A 19,319-nucleotide genomic window follows, 5' to 3' on the forward strand; every position below is an offset into this window, starting at 1 on the left:
TCGTCAACGGTAGGCGGGCCGGAGGGCGACGGCGAGGACCTGCCGGACGAGGTGACGCCTCCTACCGGAGTGGTACGCCGCCGACCGTAGGCGCTGCCGTACATCCGGGGATGTACGCGTGAACGCCCACGTCGAGGCGACGATTTTGAACCGGTATACGGTCACGATGACGCCCATGACCCGCGAATCGGGCACGGCCCACCCCAGAACCCCCGGTTCCCGCCTGCGCGCCGGTGCCCGCCTCTTCCCCACGACACCGCCGGCAATCTTCACGACCCGCAGGATCGTTCTCTCCCTGCGGGTCCTCACCGCCGCGACCCTGCTCGATGTGCTCGCCCAGGCGGCCCTCGCCGGGCTGTTCGTCACCGGCGACGTCGACATGCTCTCCTGGCACCACGACAACGCCACATTACTGATCACGCTCGTGGAGCTGCAGGCCCTGGTCGCGGCCCCGCTGTGGTTCCGCCGCGTCGGCCCCCGTACTCCCGTCGTCGCCAATCTCCTGCTCGTGGCGCTGGCGCTGACCCAGTTCTCGCTGGGAGAGGACCGCGTCCTCACCGTCCACCTGCCGCTTGGCATGACGATCTTCGGCCTGTCCGCCCTGCTGACCGTGTGGGCGTGGCGACTGCCGGTCGGCGGCGAGTGATGCGCCGCCGACGCTTCCTCGCCGTCACCGGCGGCGCCGCGCTGGCCGCCGCCGGTTACGGGGTGCTCGCCGCGCAGACGGGCGAGGCCGCCGGCCAGGTCCTGACCAGCCGGCTCCCCCTGCCCGCCCCGTTCACCGTGCCGCTCCCGATCCCCCGGACCGCCGCCCCGGTACGGCCCGGCCACTACGAACTGGTCCAGCGTTCGGCCACACAGGAGATCATCCCCGGCACCACGACGGAGGTGTGGGGCTACGACGGCACCTTCCCCGGCCCCACCCTCGACCTGCGCCGCGGCTCCCCCGTCACCGTACGGGTCCGCAACGAACTGCCCGTACCCACCTCGACCCACCTGCACGGCGGCGTCACCCCGCCCGGCTCCGACGGCTACCCCACCGACCTGGTGGTGGCCGCGACCCGCGGCTTCCGCCCGCCGCCCGGCCATCACGGGACCGCGCTGGACCTCTCGAAGTGGACCCTGCACTCCGGCGCGAGAGACTACGCCTACCCCGTCGATCAGCGGGCGGCCACCCTCTGGTACCACGATCACCGCATGGACTTCACCGGCCCCCAGGTCTGGCGCGGTCTCGCCGGTTTCGCCCTGATCCGCGACGACGAGGACGACGCCCTCCCCCTCCCGAAGGGCGACCGGGACATCCCTCTGATGATCTGCGACCGGGCCTTCGAGGAGGACGGCTCCTTCCGCTACCCGTCCACCGACCCGTCCCTCCTGGTACGGCCCGGCGTCGACGCCGACTACATGGAAGGCGTGGAGGGCGACGTGATCCTCGTCAACGGCGCCCCTTGGCCGGAACTGCAGGTGACCGCCACCCGCCACCGGTTGCGCCTGCTCAACGCGTCCAACGCCCGCCGCTACCGGCTCGCCCTGTCGCCCGGAGGCGACTTCACCCAGATCGGCAGCGACCAGGGGCTGCTCACCGCCCCCCTGCGCCACACCACCCTTCCCATCTCCCCCGGCGAACGCTTCGACGTGGTGGTCGACTTCTCCGCCTACCCGATCGGCTCGACGGTCACGCTCATCAACACCCTGAGCAACGACCAAACCCGAAATGTCATGCGATTCCGCATCACCCGTTCCGCCCACGACCCCAGCTCAATCCCCCACCGCCTCTCCCGCCCGGACACCCCACCCCCCAGCCGCGCAACCACCACCCGCCATCTCGATTTCCGCCTCCACAACACCCTGTGGGCGATCAACGGCCGCCCGTACCACCCCGGCACCCCACTGGCCACCCCCCGCCTCGGCACCACCGAAATCTGGCGCTTCGCCAGCGACTTCCACCACCCGGTCCACATCCACCTGGCCCACTTCCAGGTCCTCTCCCGCAGCGGCAAGCCCCCGGCCCCCTCCGACGCCGGTTGGAAGGACACCGTGGACGTCCGGCCGTACGAGGTCGTCGAAGCCCTGGTCAGATTCGAAGGCCACCGGGGCCGCTACATGCTCCACTGCCACAACCTCGAACACGAGGACATGGGCATGATGGCCGACTTCGACGTCATCTGACCGGCGAAGCGCCACATCAACCATGGCCCATCGCGCGATGTGAGCGAATGTGGGCGCGGGCCGGCCGGTGGGCGAAGTTCACCACCGCCGGCCTGGAACGCGCGCTTCTCCCGCTATTCGTCAGGCAGCAAGTACCTCCAGGAGAGCACGAAAACCGCCCCCGAACTGGTTGTGAAGAGCGACCGGCCGTACTCCTGCTTGGCGGGAACCGCCTTGGTGACCGCCGTCGCCGCCGCCCCCTGCAGATCCTGCCGCCACACCGGGTCCACCTGCCCCGAAGGCTCCGGAACCCCTGCGGGCCAGGGCGCAGGCTTGCCCTCCGCCGACGCGGCCCCTTCGGCGACCACTCTCACCCGGGTGGCCACGTAATCGGTGCCCTCCTTCGCGGCGCGGGCCGCCAGGCCGCTCATCAGATTCTTCGCGTCCGAGAGCTGCTGTGGATAGAAGTCCGCGACCTGCTCAAGAGCCGGGACCCGGACCTCCAGCACCTTCGCGTCCTGCCCCCGCACCCCGAACACCGTGGTCGGCACATCCGTCACCGCCGGCGCACCCGGCCGAGGCTCCGCCGTCGGCGGCTGCCCGCTCAGGCTCTTCCCCAACGCCGCGACCGTCTCCCCCACCTCGGCATCGGTGAGCTTCAGTTGCCTGCTCGCATCCACGACCACCAGGCCGTCGCCGTACACCACCACCTTCGGCGGCCGCAGCACATTCACGGTCGGGGGCACGAACCCGCCCTCTTCCCCCCACGAGGCGACCCGCTTCGCCGGCCCGTCCCCAGCAGAGGCGACCGACATATCCGACTCCGCCCCTCCGCAAGCCGCCGTCAGCGCCAACACCGCCATGACCAGGGCCGTTCGTATCCTCATGCCCCAAGAACGTACGCCCCCCGCACGAGGTTCAGGGCCTTGGTAGGGGCACCGGGCGGGATGGGCAGGCTCAGGTCATCACGTAGGACACGAAGTGTCGGGCGGACACGCTGCACAGAGGGTCATTCCTCCCAGTCGCCTGTACCGCCGAGTTCCTCGATGCGTTCAGGTGAGAAACCGGTGAGCAACGACACCCCGGAGGACAGCGAACCATCAAGAATCTTCATCGACTCCAGCATCCCGCGACGAATTTGTTCGCGCTGATCGTCCAGATAGGCGCGTACGGCTGTGGCGACCAGATCCTTCTTTGTCATGCCCAGGAAATGAGCACCCTGAGTGATCAATTCGTCCGTGGCGGGGTCGACCTTCAGTGGTGCTTGCCGTTTAGTGGCGTGAGGTGGTGTCATACTCTCCTCCTCAACCCATGCTACCAAAGTACCTCAGCAGCAAAGTCGCTCAGGAGGCTTGACGATCAGCGTCGGTGTCTGGCGGGGTTGCCTTGCCATTGGGTGTGGGGCTCGACCTCTTCGCCCTTCATGAGGAAGGCGTTGGCTTCGAGTACGGCGCCGGGGCCCATGGTCACGTCGTAGTGGACGAAGGACTTGGTGCCGATGGTGCAGGTGGCGCCGATTTTGATGGGGGCGGACTTGAAGACGCCTTCTTCGAGGGAGTGGGCCTGGAGGACGGTGCCCTCGGCCAGGGCGCAGTCGTCTCCCAGGGTGACGAGGCTTTTCTCTGGGATGCCGCAGCCGTCGTCGAAGACGCGGCGGCCGATGTGGACGCCTGACAGGCGTAGGAGCAGGGGCTTGAAGGGGGTGCCGTTGAAGAGGGTCAGGGGGGTGAGGGAGCTGATTTTCCAGTAGCGCTCGTGCCACCAGTAGTAGGGGTCGTAGATCGAGCAGGTACGGGGGCGCAGGGGGCGGAAGCCGGCGATGGCGCGTTCGGTGAGGAGGAGGAAGGTCACGGTGGCGAGGAGGGCGGCGAGGACGCCTGCGGCTATGGCCGGGGGGCCGAGGTTGGTGTAGAGGGAGGCGGTGAGGAGGGTGAGCAGGGTGATGATCAGCGTGTTGGTGTAGGCCACGAAGAGGTAGAGGGCGAGGGTCTGGGCGTTATGGCGGTTTTTGGCGGTCAGGCGGTGGGGGCGGTCGGGGGTGGTGAGGTGGGCGATCTCGGTGTCGCGGGTGACGGTGCGCGGGATCTCGAAGGGTGGGGAGCCGAGCAGGCCGGTGTCGTGGCGCGGGGTGCCGTCGATGGGGATCATGGTCTTGGTGGCTAGGAGGCAGTTGTCGCCGGCCTTGCTCTGGGCGGGGTAGGTGATGTCGTTGCCGAGGAAGCTGCGGGCGCCGATGGTGGTGTGGGTCAGGCGGAAGGACGTGCTTGAGTAGTCGGCGTTCATGATGGACAGGCCGTCGGAGACCATCGTGCCGGTGCCGACGTGGGACAGGTACGGGGACTCGTGTTTGAGTTCGGCGCCGAAGTTGGAGCCGGTCTGTTCGACGTGGGACAGGTCGTAGCCGAGGCAGCGCAGGTAGTGGACGACGAACGAGCTGTCGCCGAAGAGGGTCATGTAGAAGGGCGAGTTCGTTAGGGCGGCGGTTGTGCGGTGGGCCCAGTGGTGGAAGCCGTACAGGGGGTAGGTTCGGCCGGGTTTGAGGATGGGGCGGAGCAGGCGCGGGACGGCGATCATGAAGAGCAGGCCGGTGATGAGGGCGCCGAAGAAGAGGGCGCTGGAGAGGGTCAGGGCGTCGAGGTAGAAGGCGGCGGCGGTGGGGTCGGCCGGGTGGCCGTTCACGATCTTGGCGAGGGCGGGGATTTGGGTGGCCAGGAGGTAGGTGCCGCCGATGGTGAGGGGGATGGCCAGGGTGAGGGTGGTCAGGGCCTGGGTGGTGGCGAAGAGGAATCGGCGTAGGGTGCCGCAGCGGGCGGGGGCGACCGTCCGGTAGTCGGTGGTGGTGGGCTGGGCCGGGGAGCCGTGCCAGCGGGCGGCTTCGGGGATGGTTTGGCCTGATTGGAGGCAGGAGGCGTGGCCGAGTTGGGCGGAGTCGCCGATTCGGGTGCCGATGTCGATGACGGTGGCCTCGCCGACGTAGACGTTGTCGCCGAGGGTGACCGGGCCGGTTTGGATCCTGCCGGTGCGGGGGCGGTAGCAGGAGAAGTACGTGTCCTTGCGGATGATGGTGCCGCGGCCGATGGTCAGCAGGTCGGTGCAGACGGGGACGGTTTTGGAGAGGATCGTCACGCCTGGGCCGATCTTGGCGCCGAGTGCGCGCAGATACAGCACGTAGAGGGGTGACCCGGCGAACAGGGCCAGGGGGTTGCTTCGGATCAGGGTTTTGACGGTCCAGAAGCGGATGTACGGCAGGCTCCAGATGCGGATCTCGCCGGGTTTCCAGCGGCCGATGAGCACCCATTTGACCAGGATGGGGATCGCGCACATGCCGATGAAGATCGCGCCCCCGGCGGTCAGGGAGCGCAGGTACACCTCGGCGGGTCCGGAGGCGTCGGCGATCCACTCGTAGCAGCGGGTGCCGGCGAGTGCGGCCAGGTAGAGGTAGCCGAGGAACAGCAGAAGCTGAATGGTCCCGCACAGGAGGTGGCGGGGCGTGCTCACGGGTGCGGCGCGGCTCCGGCCTGGGTCGGCGTGTTCGGGGGCGCTGCCGAGGCCGTCTGCGCATGCTGCGGCGAGGTCTCTGATCGTCGGGTGGAGGTAGACGTCTTTCATGGACACATTCATCGACACTGCGGACGCGCCCGCGTGTTTCCTGACCTGTGCGCAGAAGCGGGCCATCAGCAGGGAGTTGGCGCCCAGGTCGGTGAAGAAGTGGCTGTCGACGCCGACCTGTTCGAGGCGGAGGACGTGGGCGAGCGCGTCGGCGAGGAGGCGTTCGGCCGGGCCGGACGGCGGTGTGCGGCCGGGTTCGGCGTCGGCGGAGAGTCCGCGGGGGCCTTTCGGCGGGGGGAGGCTTGTGCGGTCGGCCTTGTCGCTCGGCAACGTCGGGATGGCGGCGAGCCGTTCCAGGTACGCCGGGACCATGTAGGCGGGCAGGCGGTCGCGGAGCCGCCGGTAGACGGTCGCGTGGTCCACGTCGCCGTCGGCGCAGGTGTAGTACCCCACCAGTTCGGTCACGCCGGGTTCCGGCTCGTGGGTGCCCACCACCGCCTGGGCGATGCCGGGGACCTGCAGCAGGACCGACTCGATCTCGTCGAGTTCGACGCGGTACCCCTTGATCTTGACCTGTGCGTCGATGCGGCCGTGGTATTCGATCTCGCCGTCGTCATTGACGCGTCCCAGGTCGCCGGTCCGGTAGATGCGGCCGGACGGGTTGCCGGGGATGCCGAGGAAGTCGGGGATGAACGCCCGGCGGGTGAGGTCGTCGCGGTTGACGTAGCCGCGGGCGAGCCCGATGCCCGCGATGCCGATCTCGCCGAGTTCGCCGGGCGGGAGCGCCCTATTCTCGGCGGGGTCGAGGACGACGACGGTGTACGTCGGCAGCGGCACGCCGAGGGTCACGGGCCGGGCGGGGTCGAGGACGGACCAGGTGGCGGTGACGGTCGCCTCGGTCGGGCCGTACACGTTGAGGAATCGGCGGCCGGGGCGGTGCCAGCGGGCGGCCAGGTCGGCGGGGCAGGGCTCGCCGGAGACCAGCAGGAAGCGGAGGCCGGGGAGGTCGGCGTCGAGGGTCGCGAGCAGCGTGGGCACGCAGCACAGCGCGGTGACGCGGTTCGCGGTCAGGAAGGCGTGGAGTTCGTCGCCGAGCAGGGTCGTGCCCGCGGGTTTGGGGACGAGGGTGGCGCCGGTGAGCAGCGGCACCCAGATCTCCTCGACGGAGAAGTCGAACGCGATGGTCATGCCCTGGTAGACGCGGTCGTCCGGGCGCAGGCCGTACATTTCGGCGGCGACGCGGACGAAGTTGCAGACGGCGGCGTGCGGGATCGCCACGCCCTTGGGGCGGCCGGTCGATCCGGAGGTGTAGATGATGTAGCAGATGTCGTCGGCGGGGCCGCCGGTCTCCGCGTCGGTGAGCCGCCGGTCGTCCTCGGCCGCGACGCGGTCCGCCGCCTCGTCCACGGCCACGCACGTGACGCCGTCGCCGCATATCTCGGCGAGGTCGCGCAGGTGGGCCTGGGTGAGGATGACGCGTACGCCCGCGTCCCGGGCGATGTAGGCGATGCGGTCGGCGGGGAAGGCGACGTCGAGGGGTACGTAGGCGGCGTTGAGCTTCAGTACGGCGAGCATGCCGATATATCCGGACAAGGGGTGGTCGAACAGCAGCGCGACGCGGTCCCCCGCCCGGGTCCCGCACCGGGCCAGATACCGAGCGAGCCGGTTGGCCCGGACATCCAGCTCCCCGTAGGTGAGCCTGTCGTCCCCTGCGTCCACCGCGAGCCGCCCGCCTCGCCCGGTACGGCACAGCCGATCGCACCGGCCCTCGAACAGATGGTGGAACCGCTCGCCACGCCGCCACCGAACGGCATGGCCGCCGCCTTGGGCTCCCCGCACGCTCACCCCGTCCGCCGACGTCCACCGCCGACCGCGCTCACGGAACTCTTGAACGTCGCTCATGCCCCCTCCACTGCCTTGGACGATCGAGAAGCACCCGCACTGACCACCTCCAGCCGTGCGATCCCGGGCCGCACGGACTTCCCCGGCCATCCCCGCCCCGCTCACCAGGGCTCACAAAACCCTCCCGAACGTCACCCAAGCCCCTCCCACACACTCGGACAATCCAGGAAGGAACACCCGGCACCAACCCCCTCCAGCGCCGATCCCCGAACCGCACCAACTCCCCCGGCCATCCCCGCCCCACCCACCAGAGCTCACAAAACCCTCCCGAACATCACCCAAGCCCCTCCCACACACTCAGACGATCCAGGAACACCCGGCACCACCCCCCTCCAGCAGCGATTCCTGAGCTGCACGGACTCCCCGGCCGGCAGGGCAACGCCCGGTCACGGCGCTAGGCAGCGTCGATCGCGTCGAGGAGGATGTCGCAGGCCATGTCGACGACCTCGGGCGTCACGTTCAGCGCGGGCAGCAGCCGTATCACGCAGTCGCCGCGCCCGCCGACCTCGGTGATCAGCCCCCGGCGCAGCGCGCCCGCCTGCACGCGCCGGGCGAGACCGCCCGCCGGGTGACCGTCCTGCGGGTCGGCCAGCTCGACGCCCCACATCAGCCCGAGGCCGCGCACGTCGCGTACCCACGGGTTCGCCGCCAGTTCGGACAGGCGGCCGGCGATCTGCTCGCCGCGCTCGGCGACGTTACCGAGTACGCCGTCGCGCCGGACGATGCGGACGGCCTCGGCTCCGGCGGCGAAGGCGGTCTGGTTGCCGCGGAAGGTGCCGATGTGCGCGCCGGGTGCCCACACGTCGAGCCGCCGGTCGTACAAGATGATCGCGACGGGGAGCCCGAGGCCGCTGAGGGCCTTGGACATGACGATCACGTCGGGGCGGATGCCGTACCGCTCGAACGCGAGCCAGGTGCCGGTGCGCCCGCAGCCGGTCTGCACCTCGTCGACGATGAGGGGGATGTCGAGCGCGGCGGTGAGGTCGCGTACCCGCCGCACGAACTCGGGGCGGGCGGGGATCACGCCGCCTTCGCCCTGGACGAGCTCCATGATGACGGCGGCGGGAAGGGGGATGCCGCCGTGCGTGTCGCGCAGCGTCTCCTCCAGCAGGGTGACGCAGTTGACGGCGCAGCGGCCGGGGTCGAGGCCGAGGGGGCAGCGTGCGCAGTAGGAGTAGGGGAAGAAGTGGACGCCGGGGACGCGGTCGGCGATCGGTTGTTTCTGCGCGACGAGGCCGCTGAGCGACATGGCGAGGTGGCCGCTGCCGTGGTAGCCGCCGCCGAAGGCGATGACGTCCCGGCGGCCGGTGGCGGTCTTGCACAGTTTGACGGCGGCGTCTACCGCGTCGCCGCCCGCGGGGCCGCAGAAGTGGACGCGCATGTGGTCGCGCAGGTCCGCGGGGAGCATGGCGAGCTGGGCGTGGGTGAAGGCGTCCTTGGCGGGGGTGGGGAGGTCGAGGCCGTGGGCGAGGCGGCCGAGTTGCCGGGTGGCGGCGCGGACGAGTTCGGGGTGGTTGTGTCCGAGGGACAGGACTCCGGCGCCGGTGAGGAAGTCGATGAAGGTGTTGCCGTCGAGGTCGCGGACGAAGCTGCCGCGTCCCTCGGCGATGGCGACGGGGAGACGGCGTGGGTAGGTGCGGGCGTTCGATTCGCGTTCGTCCTGCCGGGCCAGCAGCTCGGCGGAGCGCGGCCCGGGCAGGTCGCCGGTGACGCGGGGGCGGGTCCAGGTGTCGGGAAGGGTGCTGCCGCCGATCCGGTTCATCGGGGCTCCTTTCCAGGCCTCCGGTGCGGCGGATCGTGGTCTCACGGGTGGAGGACGATCACGGCCGGAATCCTGTACGGCCAGAGAACCCGGTTCCTACCCTCGGATCGGCGGCCCGACAGGGGCACGAGGTCAATTGTGCCCCTGTCCTATTTCAGTCCATTTTGACCCTTTTGTTCTGGCAGTCTCAGGCGTAACGCGGGAAGGTCGCGTCAGGCCGTGGCGGGGGCGGCGTCCGCGGACAGGCCGGCCGCCTCGCGCAGGGTGTCGGCGAGGTCGGTCCGCTCCCAGGGCAGGTCCACGTCGGTACGCCCGAAGTGGCCGTAGGCGGAGGTCGGCGAGTAGATCGGCCGGTGCAGGTCGAGCCGCTGGCGAAACGCCGCCGGACGCAGGTCGAAGTGCTCGTTGACCAGCTTCTCGATGAGCTTGAGGCTCACCCGCTCGGTGCCGAACGTGTCGATCAGCAGGGAGACCGGGCGGGCCACCCCGATCGCGTACGCGACCTGCACCTCGCACCGCTTGGCGAGCCCGGCGGCCACCACGTTCTTGGCCACGTGCCGCACCGCGTACGCGGCCGAGCGGTCCACCTTGGACGGGTCCTTGCCGGAGAACGCGCCGCCGCCGTGCCGGGCGTACCCGCCGTACGTGTCCACGATGATCTTGCGGCCGGTGAGGCCGGCGTCGCCCACCGGGCCGCCGATCACGAACCGCCCGGTCGGGTTGACCAGCAGGTCCGCGTGCAGCGCCTCGGGGTCGTAGAAGCCGGACGGCAGGGACGCGGTGACCACGTGCTGCCACAGGTCCTCGCGGATCTGCTCGTTCGTCGCCTCCTCGGCGTGCTGCGTGGAGATCAGCACGCGCTCCACGGCCACCGGCGTGTTGTCCACGTACCGGATCGTCACCTGGGTCTTGCCGTCCGGACGCAGGTACGGCAGCGTGCCGTCCTTGCGTACCTCGGCGAGCCGCCGCGACAGCCGGTGCGCCAGCGCGATCGGCATCGGCATCAGCTCGGGCGTCTCGTCGGTGGCGTACCCGAACATCATGCCCTGGTCGCCCGCCCCGGCCTTGTCGAGCTCGTCCTCCGACAGCTTGCCGCGGTGCTCGTGCGCCTGGTCCACGCCCTGCGCGATGTCCGGCGACTGCTTGTCGAGGGCGACCAGCACCGCGCAGTGGTTGCCGTCGAAGCCGTACGCGCCGTTGTCGTAGCCGATGCGGTTCACCGTGTCGCGCACGATCTGTGAGTAGTCGAGGTGCACCGGCGTGGTGATCTCACCGGCCACCACCACCATGCCGGTCGTGATCAGCGTCTCGCACGCCACCCGGGACATCGGGTCGTTGGCGAGCGCGGCGTCCAGCACCGCGTCGGACACCGCGTCGGCGATCTTGTCCGGATGTCCCTCGGTGACCGACTCCGAGGTGAACAGGTAGTCCTGGGATTGCGGCAGCGACATCGGGGAGGCTCCTTGGAATTTAGATCGCTATCAGAGGTGTGCTCAGGGAGAGACTAGGGCCATGCCCCGCCGTACGGCATCGGGCCCTGGGACGATCAGCGTCGGACGGCCCGGCCCTCGCGGGGCGGAGGAAACACCTGGCCCGTCACCGGCGGGGACGCCAGGGCCACGGCCGGAGCGAGCTCTCCACCGACCGATATCCCCCGTTTCCGGTTGCGCCGACCGCGTCGTTACGGGCGGTTTATGCACCGGCCGGCGAACCAACGCCGGGACCAATCTTCGCATCCCCCTAATTATGGGGCCCGTTTCCCTTTCGGCTCTCGCCGCGAACCCGACGGGCGTGTCGCAGCGGCTGCCAATCCGGGACGCAGGGCCGCTCAGGTGACCGTATGGCGATCGACGGCGACGCGGCAGGCCAGGTGCAGGGCGAGGCGGTCGTCGGGGTTGGCCAGATCGACGGCGAGCAGTTCCTCGATGCGGTGCAGCCGGGCGGCGACCGTGTTGCGGTGTACGCCGAGGACGGCGGCGGTGTCGGCGGCCGACCCGCCGGAGTCCAGGTAGGCGGCGAGGGTGGCGAGCAGGTCGCCGGTCTGCGACTCCAGGGGTTCGAGCAGGCGGGTCGCGGCCGGGGCGAACGTCTCGCTGCTCGCCCAGGCGGTCAGCAACTGGGCGAGGCCGAGGCGGTCGATGTGCACCAGGCGGCCGGTCTGCGGGCGGCCCCTGGCGAGGCGGGAGGCATCCCACGCCTCGGCGAGGCTGCGGGTGAGGCCGGAGGCGTCGGGGTGGGCGCGGCCGACGCCGATCGCGCAGTCGAAGCGGCCCGCCAGGCGGCGGCGGACCTTGCGCAGGGCGGCGAGCAGGTCGCGCCCGGCGTCCTGGTCCGGCTCGGCGCGGCCGGTCGCCCAGCCGGACCAGCCGTCGCCGCGTTCCACGAGGGTGGCCTCGACGTTCTCGGCGGCGAGCGCCGCGGCGACCGCGTCGGTGTGCCGCAGCAGATCGACCTGGCCGAGGGCGGCGATGTGGAAGGCGACATGCCAGCCGTCGAGCCGCCAGCCGATCTCTGATGCGTCCCGCCGCGTGCCCTGACCGCGGCCGAGCCGTCCCTCCAGCAGGTCGCCGAAGAGGCTGGCGCGCAGCCGGGCGTCGCGTTCGAGCACGACCCGCCGGGTCGCCTGCCACCGCTGGACGGCGAGCGTCCCGGCCCGCAGCACGTCGGCGGCGGCCCGCGCCCACGGCTCCGGCGCCCGCCCGAGCGCGGCGGCGAGCCACAGGTCGACGGCCCCGCCCGTGGTGGCGGGGACCGGCACCGCCACCGTGGTCTCGCCGTCCGCGACGATCGTCTGCGCCACGGCCGCGTACGCGTCGAACCCGGGCGGCGGGCCGGGCGACTGCGTGATCGGCGTCCCGTCGGGCCCGAGGACCGCCACCGGCCGGTCGAGGATCCTCCCCAGCGTCCGGGCCACCTCCTGCGGGCTGAGCGGCGCGCCGGTGAGCGCCCGGTGCGCCCGGCGCAGCAGCTCGGCCGCGTGCACGGCGGGCGCGTGCAGGAACATCGTGGCCTCCCCCGCCCACCGCAGCGGGTCCGTGCCGATGCCGAGCACCGGCAGCCCCAGGTGCCGGGCGAGGCGGCGGCTGCCGTCGAGCAGGGGCTCCTCCTCCGGCCCCGGCAGCGGCACCGCGAGCGCCGCCGCCTCCTGGTCGCACAGCCGCCGGATCGTGGCGTCGAGCCGCCAGTTGCTCAGATATCCCTCCGGTACGGCCGCGCACAACGCGATCTCCCCCGCCCGGACGGGTCGCGTACCGGCCGGGTCGATCAGCGTGACGCCGGTGACGCGCCGGTCGAGGTCCTCCTCGCCGGTCATGCTCACGGCGGCGGCGAGCGGCGGATATCCCAGCAGTTCACGCAGGGTGAACCCGTCCTCACCGCGCATCGGCCCTCCGATCCCCGTGCCCCGCCGCGCGCCGGTCGGCGTCCGCGGCGCCGGCGGGCCGGTGTGGTCGCGGGCCGTCGTCCAGCGGGATCGGGTCGATGTCGAGCCCGAACGCGCGTGGCGCGACCGCGTGCATGGCCGCGGAGCGCCACCAGAACGGCGGGCCGGGCAGGTGCAGCGCGACGACGTCGAGCCCCCCGCGTACGGCGTCGCAGGCGACGGGAACGCCGGTGGCGCGATCGACGACGCACAGGATGTCGGGCGTGGAGGCGATCGGCCGGCCGTCCACGAGGGCGAGCAGGTATTCGTTCTCCATCTCCAGCCGCAGCAGCGTGCCTCCCTCATGGGCCCGGATGATCACCGACCCGCGCCCGAACCCGGCCGTGGCGCGATGCCGTACGACATCCAGGACCCGCCCCGCGACGAGCACGCGGGCGCCGAGGGCGGCGGCCATCGCGTGCGGGTCGGCGTCGCGGGTCCAGGCGGCGTGGCGGGCGCCGAGCCGCAGGGCGCGGCCGAGCGAGCCGGGAATGGTGAGCCGGTGCAGATCGGCCACCGGCAGCGGGCGCATCGCGAAGGCGGCCCACCCGCCGAACTCGCTGAGCGCCGACCGGATGATCCGCTCCCCCGCCGAGGACGGCATGCCGTCCAGGATGAGGATGCGCCCGCCGGCGTCGCCGATGGCGAGCGGGGTGACCGGTTCGCCGAGCGCGGCCACCGACATCTGGTCCAGGCGGGGCAGCGCCCGGCCCTGCAGGTCGGCGTCGATCACCGGGAGGCCGAGTTCGGCCGCGGCGACGAAGACGACGATGCCGTTGACCCCGCCGACCTCGATGGCGATCACTCCGACGGGGGCGACGCGGGTGCGTTCGAGGATCGCGGCCATCACCGGCGTCCACTCCCCGCCCGAGGGCAGCCGCTCGGTGAACACCGACACCGCGCCGACGAGCCCCACCGGCACCACGTGGCCGCCCTCGCCGACGTCGCCGATCTCCAGCAGCGGGATCCGTCCTCCGGCGAGGCTGCGGCGCAGCACGCGGGCGGCCAGGTCGGTCTGCCCGCCGCCGCCGGAGCCGAGCAGCGCCGTGCCCCGGGCCAGGTCGTCGACCTCGGCCGGACCGAGCTGAATCGCCACCCGCCCAGACTGGCACGAGCCATCCGATCGGTCGAAACCGGCCCGATCGGGACGGCAGGCCGCCGTTGACGGCCCTCGCCCTGGTGTACGCGCCCGGCGCTCGGCCTCAGCCGGGCACCAGGTCCTCGACCGGCCGGAAGTCCACGTCGAGCCCGAAGGCGCGCGGCCCGAACACCGCCAGCGCCTCGGGGGTGCGCATCAGGGCGGGCGTGCTGATGCCGATGACGACGGCCCGCTGGCCGTAGCGCAGCCCCTCGGTGGTGATCGGCTCGGCGGTGTCGGCGTCGAGGACGCAGATCAGGTCGGGGACGACGCAGCGGACCTCGCCGTCCACGCGCGCCACCAGGTGCTCGTTCTGGAAGGTGATCTCCAGCTTGCCCGCGCCCTCGAAGGCGACGAGCGTGGCGTGCCCGCGTGCGAAGCCCGCCTCGGTGCGGCGTTCGACGTCCACGACCTTGCCCCGGAACAGCACCCGGACCTTGTCGTACAGGGTGTCCGCCATGGTGGCGGCGAGCGCCGCGAGCGGATCTCGGTGCTCCTCCCGCGCCGTGCGCAGCGTCCGCCCGATGCGCAGGCCGAGCGTGAGCGTGTTGGGTACGGCGGTGCGTTTCACGTCGGCCCCGGTCATCGAATACTCGGCGATGTGCGCCACGCCGCCCATGCGGATGGTGACGCCCCTGGCCAGCCACTCCATCCGCCGGTTGTCGTCGCCGGTGTCGATGATGACGGTCTCGCCGTTCTCGCCGCCGATGGCGAGGGGCGAGCCGGGCACGCCGTACACCGAGAACGTCTCCATCTGCAGTTCGGGAAAGGCGCGGCCCATGCCGTCGGCGTCCACCACCGGCAGCCCGGTGCGGGCGGCGACGAGCAGCGGCATCATCGAGTTGATTCCGCCGCATTCGATCGGCATGGTGGCGTACGCGCGCCGTCCCAGATGGCGTTCGAGGGCGCGCAGCGCGGCCACGGCCTCGTCGCCGCGCGGGATCTTCTCCACCATGACGGTGGGCGCGCCCATCTGCGCGGTCGGAATGATCAGCGCGTCGTCGCCGAGTTCGGCCGGGTCGAGCACGGTGATCGTGCCGGAACTCTCGCGGAGGGCCTGGTCGACGAGGAGGCGGCCGATGTGCGGATCGCCGCCGCCTCCGGTGCCGAGCAGCGCGGCCCCGCGCGCGAGGTCGGCCAGGTCGTCGCGATTCAGCGTACGGCTCATAGTGTGCGCCTCATGGCCGGGCCTCCGCCGCGGCACGGCCGGAGTCGGGAGTCCGGCGGTGCGCACCGGCGGGGACGCGCACCGGGTCGTGGTCGTAGCCGAAGTAGCGGGGGCCGACGAGCTTCACGCCCTCCGGGCTGTGCCAGCGGGGGTCGCAGGGCGCGGCGATGACGCGGACGCGCTGGCCGTACCGGAGGGTCTCGGTGGTGACGGCGGTGCCGGTCTCGGCGTCGAGGACGCAGATCAGGTCGGGGACGGAGGCGACGACGACGCCCTCGCGGACGGCGACCAAGTGCTCGTTCTGGAACCGCAGCAGGAAGTCCTCCCCGGCATGGCCGCCGACGCCGGCGATGGCGGCCTCACCCCGGGCGAAGCCCCCCTCGGTACGGCGGGCCACATCGACGACCTTGCCCGCGAACAGCTCCACCCCGCCCAGCCGCCCGACGACGGTGGCCACCGGATCCCGGTGAGCGGCGCGAGCCTCCCGCACCAGGCGCCCGAGCTCGGCGCACAGGGACAGGGTGCCGGGCACGAGCGCCTCGCGCGCCTTCGGCCCGTCCATCGCGAACAGGCTGATCATGGCGGAGCAGCCCATGTCGATGGTGGCCGAGCGGGCGAGGCGTTCCGCCCAATGGTTGTCCACGGTGTCGAAGATGCCCTGGTTGCCCTTCTCATCGGCGATCGACATCGGCGTGGCGGTCAGGCCGTACAGGGTGGGAATGACCATCTGCAGCTCGGGGAAGGCCCGCCCCATCGCGTCCGCGTCGATCATCGGCAGCCCGAGCCGGGCGGCGGCGACCACGGGCACGAGCGCGTTGACGCCCCCGGCCTCCGCGCACACCAGATGCGTCGGCTTCCTGCCCAGGTACCGCGCGAGCGCGCGCACGGCGGTGGCCACCTGCTCGGCCGACGGCACCTTCTCCAGCATCACGGTCGGCGCGCCCATCATCGCCACCATGACGGTGACGGCGTCGTCGGGCACCTCCTCCAGCGGCACCAGCCGCGCCGGCCCGCCCGTACGCACGGCCGAGTGGGCGAGCAGCCGCCCGATGTGCGGGTCCCCGCCCCCGCCGGTGCCGAGGATGGCGGCCCCCACGGCGAGGTCGTCCAGGTCCGCCTCGGTGATGAGACGCTCAGCCACGACCGGCCTCCACCTGCAGATCACCGACCGCCTTGACCCGGATCCGGGTGGCGTTCCCCGGCAGGTACGCGAGCGGCACCTCGTCGACCTCCACCACCTGTACGGTGCCCGGCTTGGCCCCCGAGGCGATCGCCTTGTCCACCGCCTCCTGCTTGGCGTCGTCGAGCACGGCGCGGCGCCGCCCCGGCTCGACCGGAAAGATGCGGTCCACCTCGCCCCCGATCTGCGCGATCGCCGCCCCGATCGCGTTGGCGACGGCGAAGTGCTCGGGCCGGTGCACCGGGCCGGCGTCGCCGAACTCGTCCGGCAGCAGGATCGAGCCGCCGCCGACCGCGACCACCGGCAGCGGGTCGGGCGAGGTGCGCATGCGCTCGATGGCGTCGGCGATGTCGGCCGCGATGCGGCGCAGCGCCGCCTCGGCGAACTTCCCGTCCACCTGCCGCACCAGGCCGGGGTCGCCGATGCGGGCACGCCCGGCGGCCACGGCCACGTCGGTGGCGGTGATCGTGGAGCCGCCGAAGACCAGCGCCTCCTCGGCGAGGCGGTACCCCACCGAGTCGGGCCCGACCGTCACCGTGCCGCCGTCGTCGCGGACCCGGCTGCCGCCGCCGATGCCGAGGCTGAGCACGTCCGGCATGCGAAAATTGGTGCGAATCCCCGCGACGCTCACCTCGGTGGTGGCCTCCCGGGGGAAGCCGTTCTGCAGCACCCCGATGTCGCTGGTGGTGCCGCCCACGTCCACGACCGCGCAGGTGTCCACGCCGGACAGGAACGCCGCGCCGCGCATCGAGTTCGTCGGCCCGGAGGCGAACGTCGCCACCGGGTAGCGGCGGGCGAAGTCGACGTCCATCAGCGTGCCGTCGTTCTGGCTCAGGTAGAGGGGCGCGCGGATGCCCGCCCCCGCCAGCGCCCCGGCCAGGCCGTCCACGATGCTCCCGGCGAGCTCGCGCAGCGACGCGTTGATGATCGTGGCGTTCTCCCGCTCCAGCAGTCCCATGCGGCCGACCTCGGCCGACAGCGACACCGCGAGGCCGGGCAGCCGCGCGGTGAGGATCTCGGCCGCGCGCTGCTCGAACTCGGCGTTCACCGGCGAGAACACGCTGGAGATCGCGACGCTGCGGATGCTGTGCCGGTCCAGGTCCTCGGCGACCCGGTCGATCTCGTCCTCGCGCAGCTCGGAGATGTGCCGGCCGTCGAACTCGTGGCCGCCGTGGCACAGGTACGCCCGGCCCGCGATGGCGTCCACGAGCCGCTGCGGCCAGTCGACCATCGGCGGCAGCGACGCGGTGGACGGCAGGCCGAGGCGGACGGCGGCCGTCGGGGCGAGCCGGTCGGCCTCGACCAGGGCGTTGATGAAGTGCGTCGTGCCGATCATGACGGCGTTCACCGCGACCGGGTCGAAGGCGCGCCGGCGTTTCAGCTCGGCGAGGGCGGTGGTGATGCCGCTGGTCACGTCGCGGGTGGTCGCGGTCTTCACCGCGGCCAGGACGGTGGTGCCGTCCATGAGCACGGCGTCGGTGTTCGTGCCGCCGACGTCGATTCCGATCCGCATGAATCAGGTCCTTCGGGTTAACGGGGTCAGGCGCTGGAGCTGGGCGCGGAGGCGGTCTCGGCGGTCTCGGTGGGAGCGGCACCGTACCCGCGGATGAGGCCGAGCCTGCCCGCCACGGCGTACAGGACGAAACCGACGACCAGCGAGTTGATGCTGGGCAGCCCCCAGGTGACGAAATGCCCGACCAGGCTCGCGGCAAGCCAGATCACCAGCGTGGCCGGCACCCAGCGCGGCGCCTGCGCGGGCATGCCCCCGCCGGCCCGGCTGTCGTCGAGCTCGCGCCGCCACGTCCGCACCACGAAGTATTCGGCGATCATGATTCCGGCGATCGGCGGGAAGGTGACGCCGAGCAGGGTGAGGAAGTCGGTGAACCGGCTGAGGATGCCCGCCGCGGCGAGCACGCTGCCGACGACGCCGATGAGCAGGGTGACCATGGCCCGGTTGACGTGGCGGCCGAAGACGGTGCCGATGAAGTTCACCAGGCCGAGGCCGGAGGAGTACAGGTTCCAGTCGTTGATCTTCAGGGTGCCGACGATGATGACGAGCACGCCGACCCAGCCGACGGTCGAGGTGACGATGAGGATGATGTCGTCGGACCGGATCGCGTGCGCGAGCAGCACGCCGACCAGGCCGATCACGTACTCGCCGAGCGTAATGCCGAGCACCGTCTGCTTCACCACGTCGCCGACCGAGCGGTTGAACCGCGTCATGTCCGGCGTGATCACCGCGCCGACGATGAAGCCGCCCGCCACCAGCGTCGTACCCTGCAGCAGCGTCAGCGACGGCCCGGCCGGCGCGGCGGACGCGAGTTCGCCCAGCGAGTGCCGGGACAGCTCCGTCCCGACCGACCACGCCACCAGCACCACGAACGCCGGAACGGTCAGGTACGCGGTCCACGCCATCGAGTGGAAGCCCTTGACCACGATCGCGGTCACGGCGAGTCCGAACAGCAGCGCCCACAGCCACGCCGGCAGCGCCGGCATGAGCTGGTGCAACCCTTCGGCGGACACCGCCGACTGGATGCCGAACCAGCCGATCAGGCTGATCCCGATCGCCAGCCCGATCACCGCCGAACCGGCCTGGCCGAACCCGCACCAGCGGGCCAGCGTGGAGGTGGACAAACCCTCGCGCATGCCGATGATCCCCAGCGCGATCGCGACCAGTTCCAGGATGACCGCGCCGAGAGTGATCGCCCAGAAGGCGTTCCAGAAGGTCATGCCGAAGCCGAGGGTCGCGCCGAGCAGGAACTGGCTGAGCGCGGAGATCTGGCCGAACCGCTGGACGGCCACGGAGAACCAGGAGTAGCGGGCGGGGGCGGGGACGCGGGCTATGGCGTAGTCGTCGGTTCCGAGGGAAGAAGCCATGACTGCCTCCAAGGGGGGCAATGCCTGGTCGGCCAGGCACAGGAGCTACCGCCGAGACTAGGAACGGACGTCACTCCCCGTCACGATGCGACCTGCCCAATCAGCCGCCATCGGCTGTGCATGACGCACAGTCGGCTCATCGGCGGCGCGAGGCCCGCCGCGCACCCGCGGCCG

The 19,319-nt window shown here is 71.6% G+C and carries 13 protein-coding genes; 2 read left to right on the top strand and 11 right to left on the bottom strand.

The window, feature by feature from the left end:
* The first annotated feature begins 175 nt into the window (after window positions 1-175).
* Window positions 176-646 (top strand): hypothetical protein, encoded by a 471-nt coding sequence (locus AB0K60_RS19330; protein ID WP_364056325.1) that lies wholly within the window; start codon window positions 176-178, stop codon window positions 644-646.
* The gene (locus tag AB0K60_RS19335) at window positions 619-2,169 is read left to right on the top strand and encodes a multicopper oxidase domain-containing protein (protein ID WP_364056328.1); all 1,551 of its coding nucleotides are present in this window, start codon (window positions 619-621) and stop codon (window positions 2,167-2,169) included. Before AB0K60_RS19330 ends, AB0K60_RS19335 begins: the two co-directional genes overlap by 28 nt.
* Window positions 2,170-2,282: 113 nt before the next feature.
* Here AB0K60_RS19335 and AB0K60_RS19340 read toward each other — a convergent pair whose 3' ends face one another.
* The 11 genes from AB0K60_RS19340 to AB0K60_RS19390 form a co-directional block, all read right to left on the bottom strand.
* A complete protein-coding gene (locus AB0K60_RS19340) occupies window positions 2,283-3,035 on the bottom strand; it encodes a hypothetical protein (RefSeq protein WP_364056331.1) in 753 nt (250 codons plus the stop codon).
* Between the two features lie 122 nt (window positions 3,036-3,157).
* Window positions 3,158-3,442, bottom strand: a complete 285-nt coding sequence (locus tag AB0K60_RS19345) for a hypothetical protein (RefSeq protein WP_364056334.1) — start codon at window positions 3,440-3,442, stop codon at window positions 3,158-3,160.
* Between the two features lie 65 nt (window positions 3,443-3,507).
* Window positions 3,508-7,599 carry a Pls/PosA family non-ribosomal peptide synthetase gene (locus AB0K60_RS19350; protein WP_364056337.1) on the bottom strand — a complete coding sequence of 1,364 codons (4,092 nt, stop codon included), beginning with the start codon at window positions 7,597-7,599 and terminating at the stop codon, window positions 3,508-3,510.
* Window positions 7,600-7,993: 394 nt separating this feature from the next.
* On the bottom strand, window positions 7,994-9,361 hold the full coding sequence (locus AB0K60_RS19355; RefSeq protein ID WP_364056340.1) for a diaminobutyrate--2-oxoglutarate transaminase family protein: 1,368 nt from the start codon (window positions 9,359-9,361) through the stop codon (window positions 7,994-7,996).
* Window positions 9,362-9,573: 212 nt separating this feature from the next.
* Entirely contained in the window at window positions 9,574-10,812 is a 1,239-nt protein-coding gene (gene metK / locus AB0K60_RS19360) for a methionine adenosyltransferase (protein ID WP_364056343.1), read from the bottom strand.
* Between the two features lie 377 nt (window positions 10,813-11,189).
* Window positions 11,190-12,743, bottom strand: coding sequence for a helix-turn-helix domain-containing protein (locus tag AB0K60_RS19365; RefSeq protein WP_364056346.1), 1,554 nt, complete (start codon window positions 12,741-12,743; stop codon window positions 11,190-11,192).
* Window positions 12,733-13,878 carry a DUF917 domain-containing protein gene (locus tag AB0K60_RS19370; RefSeq protein ID WP_364056349.1) on the bottom strand — a complete coding sequence of 382 codons (1,146 nt, stop codon included), beginning with the start codon at window positions 13,876-13,878 and terminating at the stop codon, window positions 12,733-12,735. Before AB0K60_RS19370 ends, AB0K60_RS19365 begins: the two co-directional genes overlap by 11 nt.
* A 106-nt stretch (window positions 13,879-13,984) precedes the next feature.
* Window positions 13,985-15,088, bottom strand: a complete 1,104-nt coding sequence (locus AB0K60_RS19375) for a DUF917 domain-containing protein (protein WP_364056352.1) — start codon at window positions 15,086-15,088, stop codon at window positions 13,985-13,987.
* Window positions 15,089-15,098: 10 nt separating this feature from the next.
* On the bottom strand, window positions 15,099-16,229 hold the full coding sequence (locus AB0K60_RS19380; protein WP_364056355.1) for a DUF917 domain-containing protein: 1,131 nt from the start codon (window positions 16,227-16,229) through the stop codon (window positions 15,099-15,101).
* Complete coding sequence (locus AB0K60_RS19385; protein ID WP_364056358.1) at window positions 16,222-17,781, bottom strand: hydantoinase/oxoprolinase family protein; 1,560 nt, start codon at window positions 17,779-17,781, stop codon at window positions 16,222-16,224. Before AB0K60_RS19385 ends, AB0K60_RS19380 begins: the two co-directional genes overlap by 8 nt.
* Window positions 17,782-17,807: 26 nt before the next feature.
* Window positions 17,808-19,145 (bottom strand): cytosine permease, encoded by a 1,338-nt coding sequence (locus AB0K60_RS19390; protein WP_364056361.1) that lies wholly within the window; start codon window positions 19,143-19,145, stop codon window positions 17,808-17,810.
* Window positions 19,146-19,319: the final 174 nt, after the last annotated feature.

It is taken from the genome of Thermopolyspora sp. NPDC052614 (assembly GCF_040678635.1).
Taxonomy (GTDB): Bacteria; Actinomycetota; Actinomycetes; order Streptosporangiales; family Streptosporangiaceae; genus Thermopolyspora.

What these genes read in the sequence shown, in the direction of transcription:
- AB0K60_RS19345 (WP_364056334.1), bottom strand. Translation starts at nt 3,442, where the DNA reads ATGACACCACCTCACGCCACTAAACGGCAAGCACCACTGAAGGTCGAC.
- AB0K60_RS19385 (WP_364056358.1), bottom strand. Translation starts at nt 17,781, where the DNA reads ATGCGGATCGGAATCGACGTCGGCGGCACGAACACCGACGCCGTGCTC.
- AB0K60_RS19355 (WP_364056340.1), bottom strand. Translation starts at nt 9,361, where the DNA reads ATGAACCGGATCGGCGGCAGCACCCTTCCCGACACCTGGACCCGCCCC.
- AB0K60_RS19390 (WP_364056361.1), bottom strand. Translation starts at nt 19,145, where the DNA reads ATGGCTTCTTCCCTCGGAACCGACGACTACGCCATAGCCCGCGTCCCC.
- AB0K60_RS19340 (WP_364056331.1), bottom strand. Translation starts at nt 3,035, where the DNA reads ATGAGGATACGAACGGCCCTGGTCATGGCGGTGTTGGCGCTGACGGCG.
- AB0K60_RS19330 (WP_364056325.1), top strand. Translation starts at nt 176, where the DNA reads ATGACCCGCGAATCGGGCACGGCCCACCCCAGAACCCCCGGTTCCCGC.
- AB0K60_RS19375 (WP_364056352.1), bottom strand. Translation starts at nt 15,088, where the DNA reads ATGAGCCGTACGCTGAATCGCGACGACCTGGCCGACCTCGCGCGCGGG.
- AB0K60_RS19365 (WP_364056346.1), bottom strand. Translation starts at nt 12,743, where the DNA reads ATGCGCGGTGAGGACGGGTTCACCCTGCGTGAACTGCTGGGATATCCG.
- AB0K60_RS19350 (WP_364056337.1), bottom strand. Translation starts at nt 7,599, where the DNA reads ATGAGCGACGTTCAAGAGTTCCGTGAGCGCGGTCGGCGGTGGACGTCG.
- metK (WP_364056343.1), bottom strand. Translation starts at nt 10,812, where the DNA reads ATGTCGCTGCCGCAATCCCAGGACTACCTGTTCACCTCGGAGTCGGTC.